Origin of the sequence: Streptomyces sp. NPDC047014 (assembly GCF_040644195.1) — a bacterium.
GTDB lineage: Bacteria > Actinomycetota > Actinomycetes > Streptomycetales > Streptomycetaceae > Streptomyces.
Genome location: NZ_JBEYVX010000009.1, coordinates 107,500 through 126,879 on the forward strand (window position 1 = coordinate 107,500; position 19,380 = coordinate 126,879).

A 19,380-nucleotide genomic window follows, 5' to 3' on the forward strand; every position below is an offset into this window, starting at 1 on the left:
GCCCCTCCCTCTGTCTTTCTGTCTTTTTGTCTTCCTTTCGTACACCTTCCGAGGATTTCTGATGACCGTCACCGAACACACCGCCCCCGCCGCGCGGCAGGTGCTGCCCGCCGAGGAGCGGTACGCCGCCGAGCTGGCCTTCCTCGCCGCCCAGGACACCGGCCCCCGGCCGCCCGGCTGGGCCCTGACCCCGCGCGCCGTCGTCACCTTCGTCTGCGGCAGCGACGGGGCCGAACTGGCCCTGCCCAAGCGCACCGCCGGACTTCCCACGAAGCTGGCCATCGCCTCGAAGTTCGTGGGCGAGCGGGCCCTCGTCGAACGCTGCGTGGTCACCCTCGCCGGAGAGCGCGGCCTGCTCCTCACCGGCGAGCCCGGCACCGCCAAGTCGATGCTGTCCGAACTGCTCGCGGCCGCCGTCAGCGGCACCAGCTCCCTCACCGTCCAGGGCACGGCCGGCACCACCGAGGACGCCTTCCGCTACGGCTGGAACTACGCGCTCCTCCTCGCCCAGGGCCCCACCCCGCAGGCCCTGGTGGACTCCCCGGTGCTGTCCGCCATGCGCACCGGCCGGGTGGTCCGCGTCGAGGAGATCACCCGCTGCCTGCCCGAGGTGCAGGACGCGCTGGTGTCGATCCTCTCCGACCGGCGGGTCAGCGTGCCCGAACTGACGGCCACCGAGGACGCGGTGGTCTCGGCGGCGCCCGGGTTCACCGTCATCGCCACGGCCAACCTCCGCGACCGGGGCGTCTCAGAGATGTCCGCCGCCCTCAAGCGGCGCTTCAACTTCGAGACGATCGCCCCGATCGCGGACGCCGACGCCGAAGCCACGCTCATCCGCCGCCAGGCGGTGGCCGCGGTGCAGCGGGCCGGTGCGGCCTTCGGGGTCGACGACGCCGTGCTCGACGCGCTCGTCACCGTCTTCCGCGACCTGCGGTCGGGGCGGTCGGCGGAGGGCTGGGACGTGGAGCGTCCGGGAACGGTCATGTCCACGGCGGAAGCCGTGCAGGTCGCCGCCTCGCTGGGGGTGGCCGCGGCCTATCTGCCGGGCGGGGACGTGCTCGACCTGTTGCCGGGGCATCTGCTGGGCGTCGTACGCAAGGACGACCCGGCCGACCACGGCCGTCTGCTGGGCTACTGGGACGGGCCGGTCCGGCGCCGCGCCGAGGACGGGTCGCCGATGTGGCGCCGCCTCTGGGACCTGCGCGGGAGCCTGCGTTGACGTACACCGACCCGCGCGCCGCGATCGACGCGCTCGCCGGGAGCCGCGCGCCGTACCTGATCGGCGTCCGCCACCACAGCCCGGCGCTGGCGGCGGTGGTCCCGGCCCTGCTGGACGCCTCGGGGGCGGAGGTGGTCTGCGTGGAACTCCCGGCGGACTTCCAGCCGTGGCTGGAGCACCTGGCCGACCCGGAGACCGTCGCCCCGGTCGCCCTGGCGGGCACGGGCGAGGACGGCCGCCTGGCTTTCTACCCCTTCGCGGACTTCTCCCCGGAACTGGCGGCGATCCGCTGGGCGCGGGGCGCGGGCGCACGCGTCATCGCGTGCGACCTGCCGCTGGCGGACGGGGGGTGGACACGGGAGACGAGCCCGTCGGATGCGGTACCGCCGCTGGACGCGGGCCTGCCGCCGGCGGATGTCGCCGGCGATGCGGGTACTGCCCCGGAGGGGCCGGTGCCGACGCCACGCCCGGCCGAGGGCGTCGCCCCCGACGAGCTGGACGATGCCCCGGGCCGGGGTGCGGCCGGAGCGGCGCGGCGGGTGAGGTCGTTCGCGGATGCGCTGGCCGCTGCCGGTACGGGCCGCGAAGGGGACGACATGTGGGACCGGGCGGTCGAGGTGCTGGCCCCCGGTTGCTCCCCGGACGCCGTGCGCCGGGCGGCGCTCGGCGTCGGGTGGGCGCTGCGCGAGGACGGCGAGGTCCCGGCCAGGGACCTCGCCCGCGAGGCGCACATGCGCGCGACCATCGCGGAAGCCGCGGCATCGGGCCACCGCGTGGCCGCGGTCATCGGCTCCTTCCACGCCGCCGCACTGCTGGACAGCTCGGTTACCGCTACCCCAGGCCGCGAAGCGACCGACTGCGCACACGGCGGGGCAGCGGCGCCGGGCGGCGCCACCGACGCGGAGCCGGACACGTCCGGCGCGGCACCGGCGGGCGGCACCACCGGCGCCACCGTGCCCGCCACCGGCGCCACCGTGCCCGGGGATCCTGCCTCGGGGGGTGGCGTGCCTGGCGCCGTTGCGCAGGGCGTCGCCGCCCCCGGCGAACCTGGGGGAGGGCCTTGCGCCGCCTCGCCCGGTGGCGCCGATGCCCCCGGCGGGCGGCCCGGTACGGGCCGCGTCGCCGCCCCCGGCGGGAAGGCCGGGCGGGGCCGTGCGGACACCGCCGGAGCGGGGAAGGGGCCCTCGGCCGGCGCGCCGGCGGAGGGTGCCGCGGTCACGTCCTTCGTGCCGTATTCCTTCGATCTGCTCGACTCCCGGTCCGGGTACCCCGCCGGGATTCGGGATCCGCTCTGGCAGCAGGCCGTGTTCGAGGCCGGCGGGGATGCCGGGCGGGTGCGGGAGGCGGCTTCCGTGGCGTTGACCCGGCTCTGTCGCGAGCTGCGCCGCGCCGGGCACACCGCCGGGACCGGGGAGGCCGCCGAGGCGTTGCGGCTCGCCTGCGATCTCGCCGTGCTGCGCGGGCTGCCCGCGCCCGGCCGGGGGGAGATCCTGGAGGCCGTCACCACCGTGCTCGGGCAGGGCGAACCCCTCGGGCGCGGGCGGGCGCTGGCCCGTGCGCTGGAGGCGGTGTTCGTAGGGACCGCCCGCGGCCGGATCACCCCGCACGCGCCGCGCTCCGGCCTCGGCCCCTCCGTCGAGGCCGAGCTCACCGAGCTGCGGCTGCCGTCCCCCGAGGACCCCGCCCCCCGCGAGATCCGCCTCGACCCCCTCCGCTCCGCCCTCGACGGCCGCCGCGAGGTGCTGCTCCAGCGGCTCCTCGTGTGCGGCGCGTCCTACGGCGAGCCCCTCACCGTCGCCGCCACCGGCGACGGCACCGCCCTCGGCACCAAGTGGCGGCTGTCCTGGACGCCTTCCGTCCCGGCCCGCCTGGACCTCGCCGGGGTCCGGGGCGTCACCGCCGCCCAGGCCGCCGCGGGCACCCTCCGCGACACCGCCCGCCGGGCCGCCGCCGACGGCGGGCCGACCCCGGAGCAGATCCTCGCCGGGCTGGCCGCGGCCGCGCGGTGCGATCTGCCCGAGCTGGTCGGCGTACGACTGCACGAGGCGGCCACCGTGCTGCCGCAGACGGCGACCCTGCCCGAACTCCTCACCGCCCTCGACCTCCTGGAGGCCCTGCACCGCGGCCACCTGCCCGGCACCGACCCCGGCTCCCGGGCCACCAGTGCCGCCCTCACCGGCGACCTCCTCGAGGCGGCCGTCCGCTCGCTGCCCGGCCTCGCCGGCAGCGACGACCCCGCCGACGCCGCCGCCCTGGTGGCCCTCGCGGACCGCGCCGCCGCCCACCACCTGGGCCTGCGTACGGACGCGGCGCTCGCCGCCCTCGCCGGAACGGCCTCCCCGCTGATGCAGGGCGCGGCCCTGGCCGTACGGGTGCTCCTCGACCTGGATCCGGCCGCCGGGCTCGGCGAGCGCGCCGCCGGGTGGATCGACGGCGCGGGCACCCCCGACAGCCGCCGCTCCCTCACCCGCCGGCTCGCCGGACTCCTCACCGCGGCGGGCCCTCTGCTGCAGTCCTCCCCGGCCGCCCTCACCCCGCTGCTCGACCGCGTCGACCACCTCCCCGACCAGGACTTCCTCGACCGGCTCCCCGCCCTGCGCGGCGGCTTCGACGCCCTGGCACCCGCCGCCCGCGACCGGCTGCTGGACACCGTCACCGAACGCCTCGGAGACCGCCTCGACCTGTCCCTCGACGCCCCGCCCGCCCTGCTGGCCCTCTGGGCGGCCGCCGACGCGGCGGGCCTCGCCGCCCTCAAGGCGCTCCCGCTGCCCGCGGCGGAGGCTCCCGCGGAAGCGGCCGAGGTCCCGGACACCGCCGATGCCCCGGCCCTCCGTACCCCGGCGACGGCCGAGCCCCGCCGGCTCGCCCCGCCCGACCGCTGGCGCCTGCTCCTCGGCCGCGAACGCGACCGCCTCCCCGCCGGTGCCCGCCGCTACGCGCACGCCCTCGACGAGCTGTACGGAACCGGGCGCGGCGAAGGCTCCGACGGCCTCGAAGGCGGCCGCGGACCGGGCCAGGGGGGCGCCGGCGGCGGCCAGGAGGCGTCGTTCCCGACGGCCCGGGAGTGGTCGGAGGAACTGGAAGCGCTCTTCGGCGCCGACGTACGGGAGGAAGTCCTCGCCGGGGCGGCCGAAGCGGGCCGCACCGACGTACTGGCGCAGCTCGACCCGGCGTCCGTGCGGCCCTCGGTGGAGCTGCTGAGCTCCGTGCTCTCCCTCGCCGGAGGTCTGCCCGAGGCCCAGCTCGCCCGGCTGCGGCCCCTGGTGCGGCGGCTGGTCGACGAGCTCTCCAAGGAGCTCGCCACCCGGCTGCGCCCCGCCCTGTCCGGCCTCGCCACCCCGCGTCCGACCCGCCGCCCCGGCGGCACGCTCGACCTGGCCCGCACCCTGCGCGCCAACCTCGCGCACACGCGGCGACAGCCCGACGGCACGGTGGTCGTCGTACCGGAACGGCCCGTCTTCACCACCCGTGTCAGCCGGGAGGCCGACTGGCGGCTGGTCCTGGTCGTCGACGTCTCCGGCTCCATGGAGGCGTCCGTGATCTGGTCGGCGCTGACGGCGGCCGTGCTGGGCGGCGTACCGACGCTGTCCACACACTTCCTCGCCTTCTCCACCCAGGTGGTGGACCTCACCGACCGGGTCGAGGACCCGCTCTCGCTGCTCCTGGAGGTTCGCGTCGGTGGCGGCACGCACATCGCTGCCGGTCTTGCCCACGCCCGCTCCCTGATCACCGTGCCGAGCCGCACCCTCGTCGTCGTGGTGAGCGACTTCGAGGAGGGCGCGCCGCTCGGCGGGCTGCTGGGCGAGGTACGCGCCCTGGCCGCCTCCGGCGCCCACCTGCTGGGCTGCGCCGCGCTCGACGACTCGGGGACGCCCCGGTACTCGGTGCCGGTGGCGCGGCAACTCGTGGCGGCGGGCATGCCCGTGGCCGCCCTCAGTCCCCTCGCCCTCGCCCGCTGGGTGGGCGAACGCCTCCGTGGAGAGACCCGTTGAGCACCGAACTGCCGCCCGTAGCACCCGAGGTGCTTGCCGAGGCGGTCGAAAGCCTGAGCGCCCGGCTCCGCCGGAAGCTGGACGAAGCCACCGCGGGCTGCGCGGAGGGCGCGGCCTCGGAGCCGGACGGGGCCGTCGTCTTCCGCTTCGGCGAGGACGCGGTGGTGACCTTGCGGCCGGGGGCCGGGGGGATCGTCTCGGAGGCGGGCCAGGCCACCTGTACGTGCCTGCTGGCGCCGCGCTGCCTGCACCGGGCGGCGGCGCTGGGGGCTGCGCCGATTGCGGATATGGATACGGAATCGGACGCTCCCGCTGCGGGGTCGGGGGCCGACGCTACGGCCCCGGGCGCTGCGGCTGATGCCGCCGGCCAAGCGGGAGCCGTCAGCGGCCCCGGCCTCGCGGGCGGGACCGCTCCCGCGAGCGGTGCCGCCCCCGTCAGCGGATCCGACCGCGCCGGTGGTGGCGGCCCCGAGGCCGCCGCCACGGGAGCGGATGCGGCCGAGGCTCCCCGGGTGCTCACCGCCGCGCAGCAGGCCGCCGCGGGCGCGCTGTGGGGGGCCGCCGCCGAAGCCCTCGCCGCCGGGGTCGTGGCCGGTGGGGCCGTGGTGCAGGCCGAGTTGCTGCGGGCCGCGCATACCGCGCGGCTCGCCGGGCTGCCGCGGGCCGAGGCGGCCGCGCTGCGGGTCGTGCGGGGGCTGCGCGCCGCCCGGGAGCGGCGGACCGCGCATCGGCTCGGCGATCTCACCACCGCCTTCCGGGAACTCCTCCACGCCGCCGGGGTGCTGGCCTCCGGTACCGCCGATCCGGCTCTGACCGCCGGCGCCCGGCGCGCCTACACCCCCGGCGGCAGCCTCCAGGTGCACGGCCTGTGCCGGGAGCCGATCCTCTCCGCCACCGGCTACGGCGGCGTCGTCACCCATGTCGTAGCCCCCGACGGCTCCCGCTACTCCGTCTCCGACGTCCGCCCCGGCGGCCTCGCCCGCACCCGTGGTGCCGGCCGCGCCCCCGTGGCCCTGGGCGGGGCCACCCTGGACCATGCCGGGCTCGCCCGCGGTGGACTCCGTATCGTCGGCGCGACCGTCTCCGCGGAGGGCCGGCTCGGTGCCGGGCGCGGGGTGCGGGCGACCCCGCTGCGCGGGACCGCCTGGACCGAGGGGTCCGCCGCACCGCTGTTCGCCCGGCCCCCCGCCGAGGCCGTCGCCGCGCTGCTGGCCGACCCGGAAGGGGCCGAGTCCGCGCTGCTCGGCTGCGATGTCGCCGTCGTCGGTGTCGCCGGCGAGCACGTCTTCGTACGCGAACTGCGCCCGCACGCCCCCCTGCTCAGGCTGCTGCCCGCCCACCCGCACCCGGAGCTCCCGCACACCGAGAACCTGCGCCGCATCGGCGCGCACCCCGGGCTGCGGCTGCGGGTCCTCGGCCGCCCCGACCTGGACCGCGCGGCGACGCTGCGTCCGCTGGCGGTGGGGCCGGTGCCGGGCGAGGAGTACACGCTGCGGCTGCCGGAGGAGTGGCTGGGCCGCGCCGACCTCGGCTACGAACGCCTCCAGGGCGCGCATTTCCCGCCGCCGGGGACGCCCGCACCCGAGGCGGACGGGGCGGCCGTCGGCGGCCCGGACCCGCTCGCCGACTCCCCGCTGTGGCGGGTGCGCAGGCTGCTGGAGTCCGGGGTCGCGGGCGGCCGCCGGGCCGTGGCGGAGTCGGCGCGCGGGACGGCGCCACGGACGGCGTACGGGCCGCTGCGCCGGGCCGGGCTGGGGGCCGCGGCCGATCTGGCGACGGCCCTCGCGGCCGAGGCCGACCGCCGTCCGCGCGACGTCTTCGGCCGCCTGGCCGACCCGTCGCCCGACGGCTACGCGTGGGCCTGGCTCGCCGCCGCCACCCACCTCGCCGGGGCGGAACGCCACCTCGTCGCCGCGTCATGGGCGACGGCCCCCGCGTAGCGCGCTCACACCGCGCGCAGCCACGCCTCCAGCGGCCCGAAGTCGGCCCCGGCCAGGCCCCGCCCCGGATCCACCCGGTGCAGCAGGGCCGGGCCGGGGTGGCGGGCGGCCACCCAGGCGCGGTCGGCGTCGCGGATCTCGTCGTCGACCCACACGAAAGGGCGCCCGGCGGCATGCGCGACGAGCACGGGCGCCTTCCAGTGCACGCCGTACGGCTCCTGGCCCTCATCCGCCTCGGGCCAGTCCACGACGGGCAGCCGCGGCAGCCCGAGCCGGGGCGCGACGGCCTCGTTGGCCTCCTCCCGCCAGGTGGTGGCCCACCACAGCTCACAGGGCAGCGCGGCGAGCAGCGGCCCGAGGGCGGGATCCACGCGCGCGAGCAGCGGGTTGTCATCGTCCCCGGGCGGATACGGGCCGCCCCCGAAGGGGATCAGCGGACCGTCGACGTCGAGATAGAGAAGGGGGAGCCCCGGGGAACCGCTCATCCCCTCACGGTAGCCCGCCCCCGGCCGGCGGCTGCGGCGCCGGCCACACCGCGTCCCACATCGTGCAGTGGTGTTCCGCGCGGGCGTTCACCGGGTGGATGCCGGCCGGGCCCGGGGAGAGGGACAGGACCACGGACGATCCGCCGCGCGGCCACGGCGGCGTTCCGGGCACACCCGTGCGGGCGAAGGCCGTCCAGGAGGCGGTCATGCGGTCCGCCAGCTCCCGCTGCGGGCCGGTCAGCGGCGCCAGCGTGAACAGGTAGGGGAGTTCGAAGCCGTGGGAGGCGCCGAACGGCAGGCCCGGGGCCGGGGGCAGGCCCGTGAAGTCGGGCGCGTTCCGGTCGCTGAAACGGTAGCCGTACGTCGGCACGTGCCGCGCCAGCGCCTTCCCGTCCCGCAGCGTCGGGCAGATGAAGGAGGCATCGGTCAGCAGGGCGGCCCATGCCGGCGCCGGGCCGGCGTACGCGCGCAGCGGATAGCGGGCGCCGATCACCCGCGCCGCCTCCCGCCCGAAGGAGCGCTCCATGCGCGCCCGGTAGGCGTCCGCGTCGGGGAGGGGGTACGCCGCCAGGGTCTGGGAGAGGAAGAGCCGCATCTCGTCCAGGGTCGTGCCCTGGATCACCGGAACGCGGTGGAACCGCCCCGCCTCCAGCGCCCGCCGCGGCTCCAGCGGCAGCACCTCGCCCCCGTACGGCAGCAGGGAGAAGCCCTGCATCAGGGACGGGGTCGCCAGGCTGCGGGCGTCCAGCGCACGCAGGCAGTCCAGCACCCGCCCCCGCCCCCGCGAGCGGCCGCAGCCGAGCCGGCCCGCCGCCGCCACGCCCTGAGCGACCGTACGCCGCTCCGGCACGAACGGCTCGTACGTACCGAGGCCGGGCAGCAGCGAATGCGGCGGGGCGGTGGTCGAGCAGGAGCCGCTCTGCACGATCGCCCGGTGGAAGAGCCCGGCCGACGCCGGGGAGACCAGGTGCGCGCACACGGACAGACCGCCCGCGGACTCGCCGAAGACCGTGACCGCGCCCGGATCCCCGCCGAAGCGCCCCGCGTTCTCCCGCACCCACCGCAGCGCGGCCCGCTGGTCGGCCAGGGCGAAGGCCGGGGAACCGCCCAGTTCCGGATGGGCGAACAGCCCGAAGACGCCCAGCCGGTAGTTGACCGTCACCACCATCACATCGCCCCGCACGGCCAGCCGCTCCGGGCGGTAGTCCGCGCCCGCGCCGCTGAAGAAGCCGCCCCCGTGGAACCACACCATGACCGGCCGCGGCCGGTCGCCGCGCGCCCGCCCCGCCGGCACCGTCACGTTCAGATACAGGCAGTCCTCGGAACCGAGCGGCGCGCCCGGCCCCAGCGCGGGCAGCTGGACACAGCGCGCACCGGGCGCGCGGGCATCGCGTACGCCCTCCCAGCGCGGCGCGGGCTCCGGAAGCCGCCAGCGGCGGGCCCCGGTCGGGGGAGCGGCGAAGGGGATGCCCTCGTAGGTGACGTACGTGCCGTGCGCCCGGCCGCGCACCGGCCCCCGGTCGGTGTCCGCGACCGGATCCGGCGGCCCGCCCGAGGCGCCCACCAGCAGCAGGACGGCGGGCAACAGGGCCGCGCCGAGGCGGTACTTCCCGCGCGGACGGGGCACGGCGGCCGCCCTTTCCCCGTGGGGTCCGGTGGGGGACCCCCGTTTGCCCGCCCCGAATGGCGCAGTGGGCGGAAGTGGCACTCAATGTAACAAAGCGTGCGCATCCCATGACGCACGATGACCGGCGCGCGATTGCGTAGACCCGCGCGTCGGCGAACGGAGCTTTCGATGAATGACCCCATCACCCTGGCGGCGACACAGCACGAGGACCGCCACGGTCTCCCCGACACCACCGTCCCCGACGCACCGGTCGTGCCAGGCGTACATGTCACACCGGTCACTCCCGCCGCACCGGCCGCCCCCGAAGCGGCCCAGGGCGTCAGAGCCCCCGATGTCCCCGAGCCCCCGGACGTCCCGCCCGCCCCGGACACGGCCCCGGCGCCCGCCCCTCTCGACCCTCGCGACGCCCTCGACGCGCTCGACGAGTCGGACGGGCCCCACACCGAGTCCATGCGGACCCTCCTCGCCACGGCGGCCACCTGCCGCCCCGTCGAGGACGTCACCGCGCTCGTCGGCCTCCTCAAGGAGGACGGCAGCGTGCCGGACGCCGGGCACGAGGCGCTGCGCACGGCCGCAGTGAGCCGGCCCGTGGAGGACGTCCAGCGCATGGTCACCCTGCTCGGTGAGTCCCCCGACGAGGGGGCCGAGGCGGATGTCGCCCTGCGTGCCGCCGCCGTCGGCCGGTCCATCGAGGACGTGGCCCTGCTGGTCACCATCCTCGGCAAGGACGAGCCCGGCGAGCCGGGCGGGTCCGCCCCCGCCGCGCCGCCCGCGCGGCCGCGCGAGGAGCCGTACCGGATGCCGTACACGCAGCTGTACGACGCCCCCCAGCAGGCTCCCCGCCCGGCCCCCCGCCGCACGCCGGACCCGGCGCCCCGGCAGCCGGCCCGCCAGGCCCCGCGCCGCCGCCCCGCGCCGGACGCCGCCGAGCCGGCCGGTACCCGAGCCCTGCGGCACGTACTGCGCTGGCCCGTGGCGATCACCCTGCTGGTCAGCGGTGCCCTGCACCTGCCGCAGGATCTGACGGCACTGCGGGCGGCGGCCCCCGTGGACTACCTGCCCCTGCTGGTCACCCTGCTCTGCGCGGGCATGGGTGTGCTGCTGGCGCTGCGGGACACCCCCGCCGTGTGGCGGGCGGGCGCGGCGACCGCCCTCGGGGTCGTCGCCCTGCACGTGCTCGGCGGCTCGGTGGCCTTCGACCCGCTCGTCGGCACCGTCGGCGGCACTCAGGCATGGGCCGGCGCCGCCGTCGTCCTCTGCGCCGCCGCCGGTGCGGTCCTGGCCGGTCTGGCCCTGAGGAACCCCCGGGAAAGCTCGGCCTGATCCCGGGCCCGGTCTCCCGAACGGCACCCCGCGCCCCGTGCGCGGGGTGCCGTTCCTCCGTACGGGCCCTCAGGCGAGCAGGTTCACCGCACCCGTGAACAGCCGGGGCATCCGCGCCGCCAGCGGGACGATCCGCGGGGCGAGCCGCGGCCGGTGGCGGGCCCAGAGCAGGGACGCGGTGAGGGCGCGGTAGCTGCGCGAGAGGTCCCGCCACGCCTGCTCGTACGCCTGCGGCCGCCCGGCGGCCACGCAGCGCACCAGCTCACCGGCGGCCGTCACGGCCAGGGTCAGACCCTCCCCGGTCAGCGCGTCCACGTACCCGGCCGCGTCCCCCACGAAGAGCACCCGCCCCGCCACCCGTACCCGGGCCCCCTGGCGCAGCGGCCCGGCCCCGCGCACCGGGCCGTCCGCCCGCCCCGCCAGCCGGGAGGCCAGCCGCGGGAAGCGGGCCAGCTGCTCCTCGAAGGGCGCCTGGTCGCCGGTCAGGACGGCGACGCCGACCCGGTCGGCCGCGAGGGGGGTGACGTACGCCTCGCAGCGCGCGGACCAGTGCACCTCGACGAGGTCGCTCCACGGCTCGACGGCGTAGTGGCGGCGCAGCCCGTACCGGGCCGGCCGGCCCGTCACGCGCGGGGCGGACAGGCCGAGCCCGCGCCGCACGGGGGAGTGCAGCCCGTCGGCCGCGACCAGGTAGCGGGCGGTGAGCCCGGCCGCGCCGACCTGCCGGTCGTCCTGCCGCACCGGGCCGACCCGCTGCCGCAGTACGGGTACGCCGAGTGCCGCGGCCCGTTCGGCCAGCGCGGCCTGGAGGACGGTGCGGCGGGTGCCGGATCCGGGCCCGGAGCGGAACAGCCCGTCGGCGGAGCGGCCGGTCAGCCCGTCGACGTAGCGGATACCGCGGAACGGGCGTCCCGCGACGGAGACCCCGAGGCCGTCCAGGTGGCGTACGGCGGCCGGCATCAGCCCCTCCCCGCACGCCTTGTCGATCGGCGTGGGCCGCGGCTCCAGCACCACCACGTCGAGGCCCGCGAGCGCGCCGTGGATGGCGGTGGCCAGCCCGGCCGGACCGCCGCCCGCGATCAGCAGATCGATCATGACGCGGTGCCCGCGGACGGTACGGAGGCGGGCGGGCGGAGCCGTACGCCGTCGGTGAGCGCGGCCTCCTCGCAGCCGATCCGGACACGCAGCAGCGCCAGGTTGAGCACCGTGAACCCGAGCGCGGTCAGCCAGGCACCGTGCACCAGCGGCAGCGCGACCCCCTCCGCGACCACCGCCACATAGTTCGGGTGGCGCAGCAGCCGGTACGGCCCCGACTCCACCAGCGGCAGCCCGGGGACCACGATCACCCGGGTGTTCCAGCGCCGCCCGAGGTGGGCGATGCACCACCAGCGCAGGCCCTGGGCGGCCAGGGCGACGGCGAGGGCCGCCCAGCCGAGCAGCGGCACGAAGGGCCGGCCCGCCGCCCACGGCTCGACCACGCAGCCCACCAGCAGGGCGGTGTGCAGGGCGACCATGGCCGGGTAGTGGCCGCGCCCGTACTCGCGGCCGCCGCGCGCCAGGCTCCACGCGGCGTTCCGGCGGGCCGTGACCAGCTCGGCCAGCCGCTCGGCGGCCACGAGCCCGATGAGGAGCAGGTACGGGGTCAGGGAGGCGGGGAGCATCGAGGAGTCCAGGGAGATCGCGTGCACGGGTTCCACGTGCGAGGGGTCCGAGAGGGTCGTCACCGGGGTCACCAGCGCAGCAGGACGAGTTCGGAGGCGAAGCCCGGACCGAAGGCGAGCATGAGCCCGACGGATCCGGGGGCCGGCCCGGCGCTCTGGAAACCGTCCAGGATGTGCAGCACCGAGGCGGAGGAGAGGTTGCCCACGGCGGCGAGGGACCGGCGGCTCGCCGCGAACGCCGGCTCCGGCAGCCCCAGCGCCTCCGAGAGCGCGTCGAGGATCTTCGGGCCGCCGGGGTGGCAGATCCACGCGTCCACGTCCCCGGGCTTGAGGTCGTGGGCGGCGAGGAAGGTCTCGATCTCCTCGGCCACGTGCAGCCCGATCAGGTCCGGGAGTTCACGCCCGAGGACCATGCGCATGCCCCAGTGGCCGATGTCCCAGCCGAGCAGGTGCTCGGTGCCGGGATAGAGCCGGCTGCGGGCGGCCACCACCTCGGGCCCGGCGGCGGAGCCGTACAGCGGGTGCTCGCGGCCGACCGCGAGCAGCGCGCCCGCCCCGTCGCCGAAGAGGGCGCCGGCCACCAGGTTCGCCATCGAGGTGTCGGTGGACTGGAGGGTGAGCGAGCACAGTTCGGTGGAGAGCAGCAGCGCGGCATGCGCGGGCCGCCCCGTCAGATGGTCGTGCAGGTGCCCCACCCCGGCCGCCCCGGCGGCGCAGCCGAGACCGAAGAGGGGTACGCGGCGTACGTCGGGGCGCAGCCCGGCGCGGGCCGCGAGCCGGGCCTCCAGCGAGGGCGTCAGCAGCCCGGTCACGGTGGTCGACATGACGAGATCGAGGTCCCGGGGTGCCAGCCCGGCGTCGGCGAGGGTGAGTTCGAGCGCCAGCGTGCCCAGCCGGAGGGCCGTCTCCAAGAACAGCGCGTTGGTGGTGCCGAAGTCGTTGTCCGGCCCGTAGCGCTCCAGGGGGAGCGCGAGATGGCGGCTGTCCACGCGCACCGAGTCGTGGACCCGGCGCAGCAGGGCGGTGTCGGGTCCGGGCGGCAGGAAGCGGGCGAGCGCTTCCGTGATCTCGGACTGGGGGTGACGGTGGGGCGGGAACACGCTGCGCACTGCGAGAACACGTGTCATTCGGTCACCATAGGAAATAACTGACACATCGTTATGAATCAGTCGATTCGGGCGCGGCGCCACTTAGCGTGTCGGCATGCCCGGGCCCACCGCACGCTCCACCGACAGCACAGCCACGGCCGACGCCCGCACGGCCGGGGCCCGCACATCCGGGGCCCGCACATCCGGGGCCCGGCGGGGTGGAGCCCCGTACGCCGGGCTCTCCGGGCTGGCCGCCGCCTGCCACCCGCTGCCCGCCGCCGCCGTCACCCTCTTCGCCGCCGTCCTGTCCGCCGCCGCGGGGCAACGGCTCCCGGCGGCCGTCCTCACCGTGGCGGCCGTGGCCGCGGGGCAGTTGTCGGTCGGCTGGTGCAACGACCGGGCCGACCTGCGCCGGGACCTGGCCACGGGCCGCCGCGACAAACCCCTGGCCGCCGGTGCGGTCACCCCCGCGGCCGTGACCCGGGCCGCGGCCCTGGCCCTGCTGCTGTGCGTGCCGCTCTCGCTGGCCGCCGGAGCGCTCGCGGGCGCCGCGCACCTGGCCGGCGTGGCCGCCGCCTGGGCCTACAACCTGCGCCTCAAGTCCACCGCCGCCTCGCCGGTCCCCTACGCCCTGGCCTTCGGCCTGCTGCCCGCCTTCGTCACCCTCGGGCTGCCCGGGGCGCCCTGGCCGCCGGTCTGGCTGATGGCGGCCGCGGCCCTGCTCGGAGCGGGCGCGCACTTCGCGAACGTACTGCCCGACATCGAGGACGACCTCGCCACCGGCGTGGTGGGCCTGCCCCATCGGCTCGGCCGACGCCGCTCGGCCGCCCTCGCCGGGCTGCTCGTCCTCGGCTCGGCCGCCGCCCTGGTGGCCGGGCCGCCGGGCGCGGTGACCCCGTACGGCTGGGCGCTCCTGGGTGCGACGGCGGGCGCGCTGCTGCTCGCCGCCCTCCGGCCCGCCGGGAAGCTGCCGTTCCGCGCCGTGCTGGCGGTGGCCGCGGCGGACGTGGTCCTGCTGGCGGCCGAACTCCGGCCCTGAACCTCCGTACGCGCTGCCCGGGGCCGCCTTGCGGCGTCCCACCGCCGGACGGCGTGGCGGGTGATGTCGGAGCGTCATGGCATCATGCCTGCATCAGGCCCCCACCCGGCGGCGTCACCGCCTGGTTGCTGGTGCGCCTCATCTCTGTGCAAGGAGCGCCACGCGCATGTCCATACCCCCGCCCCCGCCCCCCGGGCCCAACCCGCAGCCGGGACCGTACGGCCAGCCCGCCCCCTACGGCCCGCCCGGACAGCCGGGTCCGTACGGACCGCAGCAGGGCTGGTACCCGCCCCCGCCGGCCTCGCAGAAGACCAACACGCTGGCCATCGTCGCCTTCGTCATGTCGATCGTCTGCGCGATCCCGACCGTCCCGCTGATCCTCGGCATCATCGCCCTCTCCCAGATCCGCAAGACGGGGGAGAAGGGCAAGGGCTTCGCGATCGCGGCCGTCGTCCTGCACAGCCTGACGATCCTGTTCTACGTGCTCGTCTTCGGCCTCGGCCTCACCGGCGTGCTGGACGGCGTCAGCTCCGGGCCGAAGCGCGACTCCGGCGGCCAGGTCACCGACTCGGGCCGGAGCGACGTGAAGGACATCCGCAAGGGTGACTGCTTCACCATGTCCGACGACCTGACGGAGTACCAGGACAAGGACGGCGGCCGGGCGGCCATGTCGGTCCGCATCCTGCCCTGCGACCAGCCGCACAAGGGCGAGGCGTACGCCGTCTTCGACCTGGAGGGCGGCACGTACCCCGGTACGGAGAAGGTCGCCGCGACCTCCGAGGAGAAGTGCGGCGCGGCGCTCCCCGCCTATGTCGGCGAGAACGCCAAGCTGGCGGACTCCATGGAGCTGTACTACTACTTCCCGCAGGCGGCCACGTGGGCGATGGGCGACCGCGAGGTCACCTGCTTCCTGGCCGACTCCAGCGGCTCCAGCACCGGTTCGGTCCGCGCGGCCGGTTCCTGACCCTGCCGCCCGGCATCCGGGCACCCGAGCGGGCCGCGGCACACGCCGCGGCCCGCTTTTCCGTTGCCCCGCCGCTATTTCCGTGCCGCACGGCGGGGTGCGCGGCGGGTGCGGGTCCAGGTCAGCAGCTGGTCCGCCGTCCAGGTGGTGATGACGCGCTCGGCGGGGACCCCGCAGTCCACGGCCCGTTCGCAGCCGATGCCCTGCCAGTCCAGCTGGCCCGGGGCGTGCGCGTCGGTGTCGATCGCGAGGAAGGCCCCGGCCTCGACGGCCAGCCGCAGCAGCCGCTTCGGCGGGTCCAGCCGCTCGGGCCTGCTGTTGATCTCCACGGCCGTCCCGGCCTCCGCGCAGGCGGCGAAGACCGCCTCGGCGTCGAACCGGGACTCCGGCCGGGTGCGGCCGGTCACCAGCCGTCCCGTGCAGTGGCCGAGGACATCCGTCAGCGGGTTGCGCACCGCCGCCAGCAGCCGCCGGGTCATCGCGGGGGCGTCCATGCGCAGCTTGGAGTGCACCGAGGCCACGACGAGGTCGAGCCGGTCCAGCAGCTCCGGCTCCTGGTCCAGGGACCCGTCGTCGAGGATGTCGCACTCGATGCCGGTGAGCAGGCGGAAGGGCGCCCACTCGGCGTTCAGCGCGGCCACCACGTCCAGCTGCTCGCGCAGCCGCTCGGGCGAGAGCCCGCGCGCGACCGTGAGCCGCGGCGAGTGGTCGGTCAGGACGGCCCAGTCGTGGCCCAGCGCGGCCGCCGCCCGGCCCATCGCCTCGATCGGGCTGCCGCCGTCCGACCAGTCGGAGTGCAGATGGCAGTCCCCGCGCAGGGCCGCCCGCAGGGCGGTGGCGGCGGGGGAGGGCGGCGGCCCCTCCGGGAGCGCGGCGGCCTCGTCCTCCAGCGTCTGGAGGTAGGCCGGTACCGCCCCGTCGAGTGCTTCCCGTACGGCCTGGGCGGTTTTGGGCCCGAGCCCCTTCACTTCCTCCAGGGTGCCGGCGGCGACCCGCTCGGCCACCTCCCGCGCGCCCATGCGGACGAGCGCCGCGGAGGCCGTGCGGAAGGCCCGTACCCGGTAGGTGGGCGCCTGGGCGCGCTCCAGCAGGAAGGCGATCCGGTCGAGCGCCGCCACCGGGTCCATCGGCCACCTCCCGCGCGTCGAGGACCCACCCAGTGTCCGCCGCGTACGACGGCTACGCCTCCTCGGCCGCCAGCGGTACGGCGGCGTCCAGGGCGGCGGTGAGCCGGTTCAGCCGGGCGTGCAGGTCGGCGACCTCGGCCAGCTCGAAGCCGGTCGCGGCGGCGATCCGCCGGGGCACCTCCGCGGCGCGCCCGCGCAGCGCGGCCCCCTCCTCGGTCAGCCCGGCCCGTACGGAGCGCTCGTCCTCGGCGCTGCGCTCGCGGCGTACCAGCCCGGCCGCCTCCAGCCGCTTGAGCAGCGGGGACAGCGTGCCCGAGTCGAGCCGCAGGTGCTGCCCGATCTCCTTGACCGGCATCTCGCCGTGCTCCCACAGCACCAGCATCACCAGGTACTGGGGGTAGGTGAGCCCGAGGTCCTTGAGGACGACCCGGTAGAGGCCGCCGAAGGCGCGGGTCGCGGCGTTCAGCGCGAAGCAGATCTGGCCGTCCAGGCGGAGGAAGTCCTGGTCGGGGTGGGGGGCGGTGGGCTGCTCGGTCATGCGGCCAGTGTACCCAGGGCAGGCTTGCGAGGCATTGAGTTGTGCACAACTGAATTGCGTGCTCTACTGGTGGAGCGCGGCCGGGCCACCGGCCGCCACCCCAAGGCTCATCTCTGCGAGAGGAACTCTCATGGACGCGCTCTACACCGCTGTCGCCACCGCCAACGGCCGCGAGGGCCGCACCGTCAGCTCGGACGGCCAGCTCGACCTCGCCCTGGCCATGCCCCCGGCGCTGGGCGGCAACGGGCAGGGCACCAACCCCGAGCAGCTCTTCGCCGCCGGGTACGCGGCCTGCTTCGCCAGCGCCCTCGGCCTCGTCGGCCGCCAGGCCAAGGCCGACACCAGCGAGGTCTCCGTCACCGCCGAGGTCTCCATCGGCAAGGACGGCGCCGGCTTCGGCCTCGCCGTCACCCTGCGCGTGGAGCTGCCGGAGTCCCTGGCCGGCGAGACGGGCGCCCAGCTCGTGAAGCAGGCCCACGAGGTCTGCCCCTACTCCCGCGCCACCCGCGGCAACATCGAGGTCGACCTCGTCGTCGAGTAGTCGCCACGGCGCCGGATCCTTGTCGCCGGGTCCCTGCGACCCGGCGAAGATGCCGGACACCCGGCGCGCGGCCACCATGGAGACACATCGCTCTCCGACGGGGGCCGCACGCCGGGAGGCGCCAGTGGCGCACAGCAGCACTACAGACGTACTGGTCGTCGGCGCGGGCCCGATCGGCCTGACCGCCGCCGCGGAACTGCGCCGCAGCGGCGTCTCCTGCCGCATCGTCGACCGGCTGGCCTCCCCGCTCCCGTACGCGAAGGCCGTCGGCATCCAGCCGCGCACCCTGGAGATCTGGGACCGGATGGACATGATCCGCCCCGTCCTCGACGCGGCCGTCACCCTGCGCGGCCAGCTCACCTACGTCAACGGCGCCGAACAGCCGCGCGTGGACCTCGTCCTGCCGCCCGAAGTGCCCTACGGCTTCGCGGCCCTGCCCCAGTACGAGGCCGAGCGCATCCTCACCGACCAGCTCACCCGCTGGGGCACAGGGGTCGAACGCGGCACCGAGCTCGTGTCCTTCCAGCAGGACGCCGACGGGGTGACCAGCCGGCTGCGCACCGCCTCCGGCGCCGAGGAAGAGCTCCGTACCCGCTATCTGGTGGGCTGCGACGGCGCGCACAGCACCGTCCGCAAGGGGCTCGGGCTGTCCTTCGAAGGCGGCGCGCTCCCCGAGGAGTTCATGCTCGCCGACATCGAGCTCGACTGGGACCTGCCGAACGGCTACACCGTCCGGTCCATGCTCCTGGACGACTCCGGCGCCGTCGACGACGTGCTCGTCTGCATCCCGCTGCCCGGCGGCGGACGCTACCGCGTCTCGACACGGGTCGCGCCCGAACTGTCCACCGCCGCCCGTGCCGGGACCGGGGGCGCCGAGGTCAGCCACGGCCTCCAGAGCGGCCGCGGGCCCTCCCTCACCGACATCCAGACCGTCCTGGACCGCCTCGCGCCCGTCTCCACCACCGCCTCCACCCTCCGCTGGTCCTCCGTCTTCCGGATCAGCCACCGCATCGTGGACCGGTACGGGAGCGGCCGGGTCTTCGTCGCCGGGGACGCCGCCCACATCCACCCGCCCACCGGCGCCCAGGGCATGAACACCGGCATCCAGGACGCCTGGAACCTGGCCTGGAAGCTCGCCCTGGCCGTCACCGGCACCGCCGCCCCCGGCCTCCTCGCCTCCTACGACGCCGAACGCCGCCCCGTCGGCGAGGAGGTCGTCGGCCGTACGCTGCGCCACTCCGCCCGCGGCGTGCAGTCCGACCCGGAGGAGCCGGAGACGCTGATCCTGCGCGAGGCCCAACTCCTCGTCGGCTACCGGGGCAGCCCGGTCGTGGACCCGCCCGGCGACGGCCCCGCCCCCGGTCCCGGCGACCGGGCACCCGACTGCACCGGCCTCACCTCGCGCGTCGCCGCCTTCCCGCTGCGGCTCGGTGACCTGCTGCGCGAGCGCGATCATGTCCTGCTGCTGTACGGATCCGGCCTCGACGAACTGGCCCGTACCGCCTGGGAGATCTCCCGCGGCCAGGTCGAGGCGTGCGTGATCCTGCCCGCCGACGCCGCGCCCGGCGCCCGGGACTCCGTACCCGCCGGACCCGGCCTGCTGCCCGTCTACCACGACATCGCGGGCGAGTTCGCCCGCCTCTACGCCGTGGACGCGCCCACCGCCTTCCTGATCCGGCCCGACGGCTACCTGGCCGCCCGGCTCACCGGCCCCGACCCGAAGCCGCTGGCCGACCGGCTCGCGGCCGTCTTCGCCGCCGGCCCCGCCGACTGAGGCAGCCAACCGCCCGCCCCGCGCCCGTTTTTTGGATTGCCGGACGATCCTCAATACGATCC

15 protein-coding genes are annotated in these 19,380 nt (G+C 76.6%); 8 read left to right on the forward strand and 7 right to left on the reverse strand.

The features are described from left to right. Window positions 1-61 precede the first annotated feature (61 nt). The 3 genes from ABZ873_RS08720 to ABZ873_RS08730 are packed head-to-tail and all read left to right on the forward strand — an operon-like array spanning window position 62 to window position 7,151. Complete coding sequence (locus tag ABZ873_RS08720; protein WP_360867326.1) at window positions 62-1,219, forward strand: AAA family ATPase; 1,158 nt, start codon at window positions 62-64, stop codon at window positions 1,217-1,219. Further along, window positions 1,216-5,211, forward strand: coding sequence for a DUF5682 family protein (locus ABZ873_RS08725; RefSeq protein WP_360867329.1), 3,996 nt, complete (start codon window positions 1,216-1,218; stop codon window positions 5,209-5,211). The genes ABZ873_RS08720 and ABZ873_RS08725 overlap by 4 nt, the downstream gene beginning before the upstream one ends. Then, window positions 5,208-7,151, forward strand: a complete 1,944-nt coding sequence (locus tag ABZ873_RS08730) for a hypothetical protein (protein ID WP_360867331.1) — start codon at window positions 5,208-5,210, stop codon at window positions 7,149-7,151. Before ABZ873_RS08725 ends, ABZ873_RS08730 begins: the two co-directional genes overlap by 4 nt. Window positions 7,152-7,156: 5 nt before the next feature. Here ABZ873_RS08730 and ABZ873_RS08735 read toward each other — a convergent pair whose 3' ends face one another. Together ABZ873_RS08735 and ABZ873_RS08740 are read right to left on the reverse strand one after the other, a co-directional pair. Beyond that, window positions 7,157-7,636 (reverse strand): HAD domain-containing protein, encoded by a 480-nt coding sequence (locus ABZ873_RS08735; protein ID WP_360867334.1) that lies wholly within the window; start codon window positions 7,634-7,636, stop codon window positions 7,157-7,159. A gap of 4 nt (window positions 7,637-7,640) precedes the next feature. Further along, window positions 7,641-9,263 carry a carboxylesterase family protein gene (locus tag ABZ873_RS08740; protein WP_360867336.1) on the reverse strand — a complete coding sequence of 541 codons (1,623 nt, stop codon included), beginning with the start codon at window positions 9,261-9,263 and terminating at the stop codon, window positions 7,641-7,643. Between the two features lie 168 nt (window positions 9,264-9,431). Between ABZ873_RS08740 and ABZ873_RS08745 the strand changes: the two genes are divergently transcribed. Then, window positions 9,432-10,586, forward strand: a complete 1,155-nt coding sequence (locus ABZ873_RS08745) for a hypothetical protein (protein ID WP_360867339.1) — start codon at window positions 9,432-9,434, stop codon at window positions 10,584-10,586. A gap of 69 nt (window positions 10,587-10,655) precedes the next feature. Here ABZ873_RS08745 and ABZ873_RS08750 read toward each other — a convergent pair whose 3' ends face one another. From ABZ873_RS08750 to ABZ873_RS08760, 3 genes are all read right to left on the reverse strand, one after another. After that, window positions 10,656-11,681 carry an NAD(P)/FAD-dependent oxidoreductase gene (locus ABZ873_RS08750; protein ID WP_360867342.1) on the reverse strand — a complete coding sequence of 342 codons (1,026 nt, stop codon included), beginning with the start codon at window positions 11,679-11,681 and terminating at the stop codon, window positions 10,656-10,658. Next, window positions 11,678-12,247, reverse strand: coding sequence for an isoprenylcysteine carboxylmethyltransferase family protein (locus ABZ873_RS08755; RefSeq protein ID WP_360867483.1), 570 nt, complete (start codon window positions 12,245-12,247; stop codon window positions 11,678-11,680). Before ABZ873_RS08755 ends, ABZ873_RS08750 begins: the two co-directional genes overlap by 4 nt. Window positions 12,248-12,315: 68 nt before the next feature. Next, window positions 12,316-13,374 (reverse strand): 3-oxoacyl-[acyl-carrier-protein] synthase III C-terminal domain-containing protein, encoded by a 1,059-nt coding sequence (locus tag ABZ873_RS08760; RefSeq protein WP_360867345.1) that lies wholly within the window; start codon window positions 13,372-13,374, stop codon window positions 12,316-12,318. Between the two features lie 76 nt (window positions 13,375-13,450). On the opposite strand from ABZ873_RS08760, the gene ABZ873_RS08765 reads away from it, so the two are divergent. Continuing rightward, entirely contained in the window at window positions 13,451-14,374 is a 924-nt protein-coding gene (locus tag ABZ873_RS08765) for a UbiA family prenyltransferase (protein WP_360867348.1), read from the forward strand. A 166-nt stretch (window positions 14,375-14,540) separates the two neighbouring features. Next, window positions 14,541-15,338 carry a DUF4190 domain-containing protein gene (locus tag ABZ873_RS08770; RefSeq protein WP_360867351.1) on the forward strand — a complete coding sequence of 266 codons (798 nt, stop codon included), beginning with the start codon at window positions 14,541-14,543 and terminating at the stop codon, window positions 15,336-15,338. A gap of 74 nt (window positions 15,339-15,412) precedes the next feature. Here ABZ873_RS08770 and ABZ873_RS08775 read toward each other — a convergent pair whose 3' ends face one another. Both ABZ873_RS08775 and ABZ873_RS08780 read right to left on the reverse strand, forming a co-directional pair. After that, window positions 15,413-16,465, reverse strand: a complete 1,053-nt coding sequence (locus tag ABZ873_RS08775) for a PHP domain-containing protein (protein ID WP_360867354.1) — start codon at window positions 16,463-16,465, stop codon at window positions 15,413-15,415. A gap of 52 nt (window positions 16,466-16,517) precedes the next feature. Further along, entirely contained in the window at window positions 16,518-17,003 is a 486-nt protein-coding gene (locus ABZ873_RS08780; protein WP_360867356.1) for a MarR family transcriptional regulator, read from the reverse strand. A gap of 130 nt (window positions 17,004-17,133) precedes the next feature. On the opposite strand from ABZ873_RS08780, the gene ABZ873_RS08785 reads away from it, so the two are divergent. Together ABZ873_RS08785 and ABZ873_RS08790 are read left to right on the forward strand one after the other, a co-directional pair. After that, on the forward strand, window positions 17,134-17,544 hold the full coding sequence (locus ABZ873_RS08785; protein ID WP_360867358.1) for an organic hydroperoxide resistance protein: 411 nt from the start codon (window positions 17,134-17,136) through the stop codon (window positions 17,542-17,544). A gap of 124 nt (window positions 17,545-17,668) precedes the next feature. After that, window positions 17,669-19,318 carry an FAD-dependent monooxygenase gene (locus tag ABZ873_RS08790; RefSeq protein WP_360867361.1) on the forward strand — a complete coding sequence of 550 codons (1,650 nt, stop codon included), beginning with the start codon at window positions 17,669-17,671 and terminating at the stop codon, window positions 19,316-19,318. Window positions 19,319-19,380 lie beyond the last annotated feature (62 nt).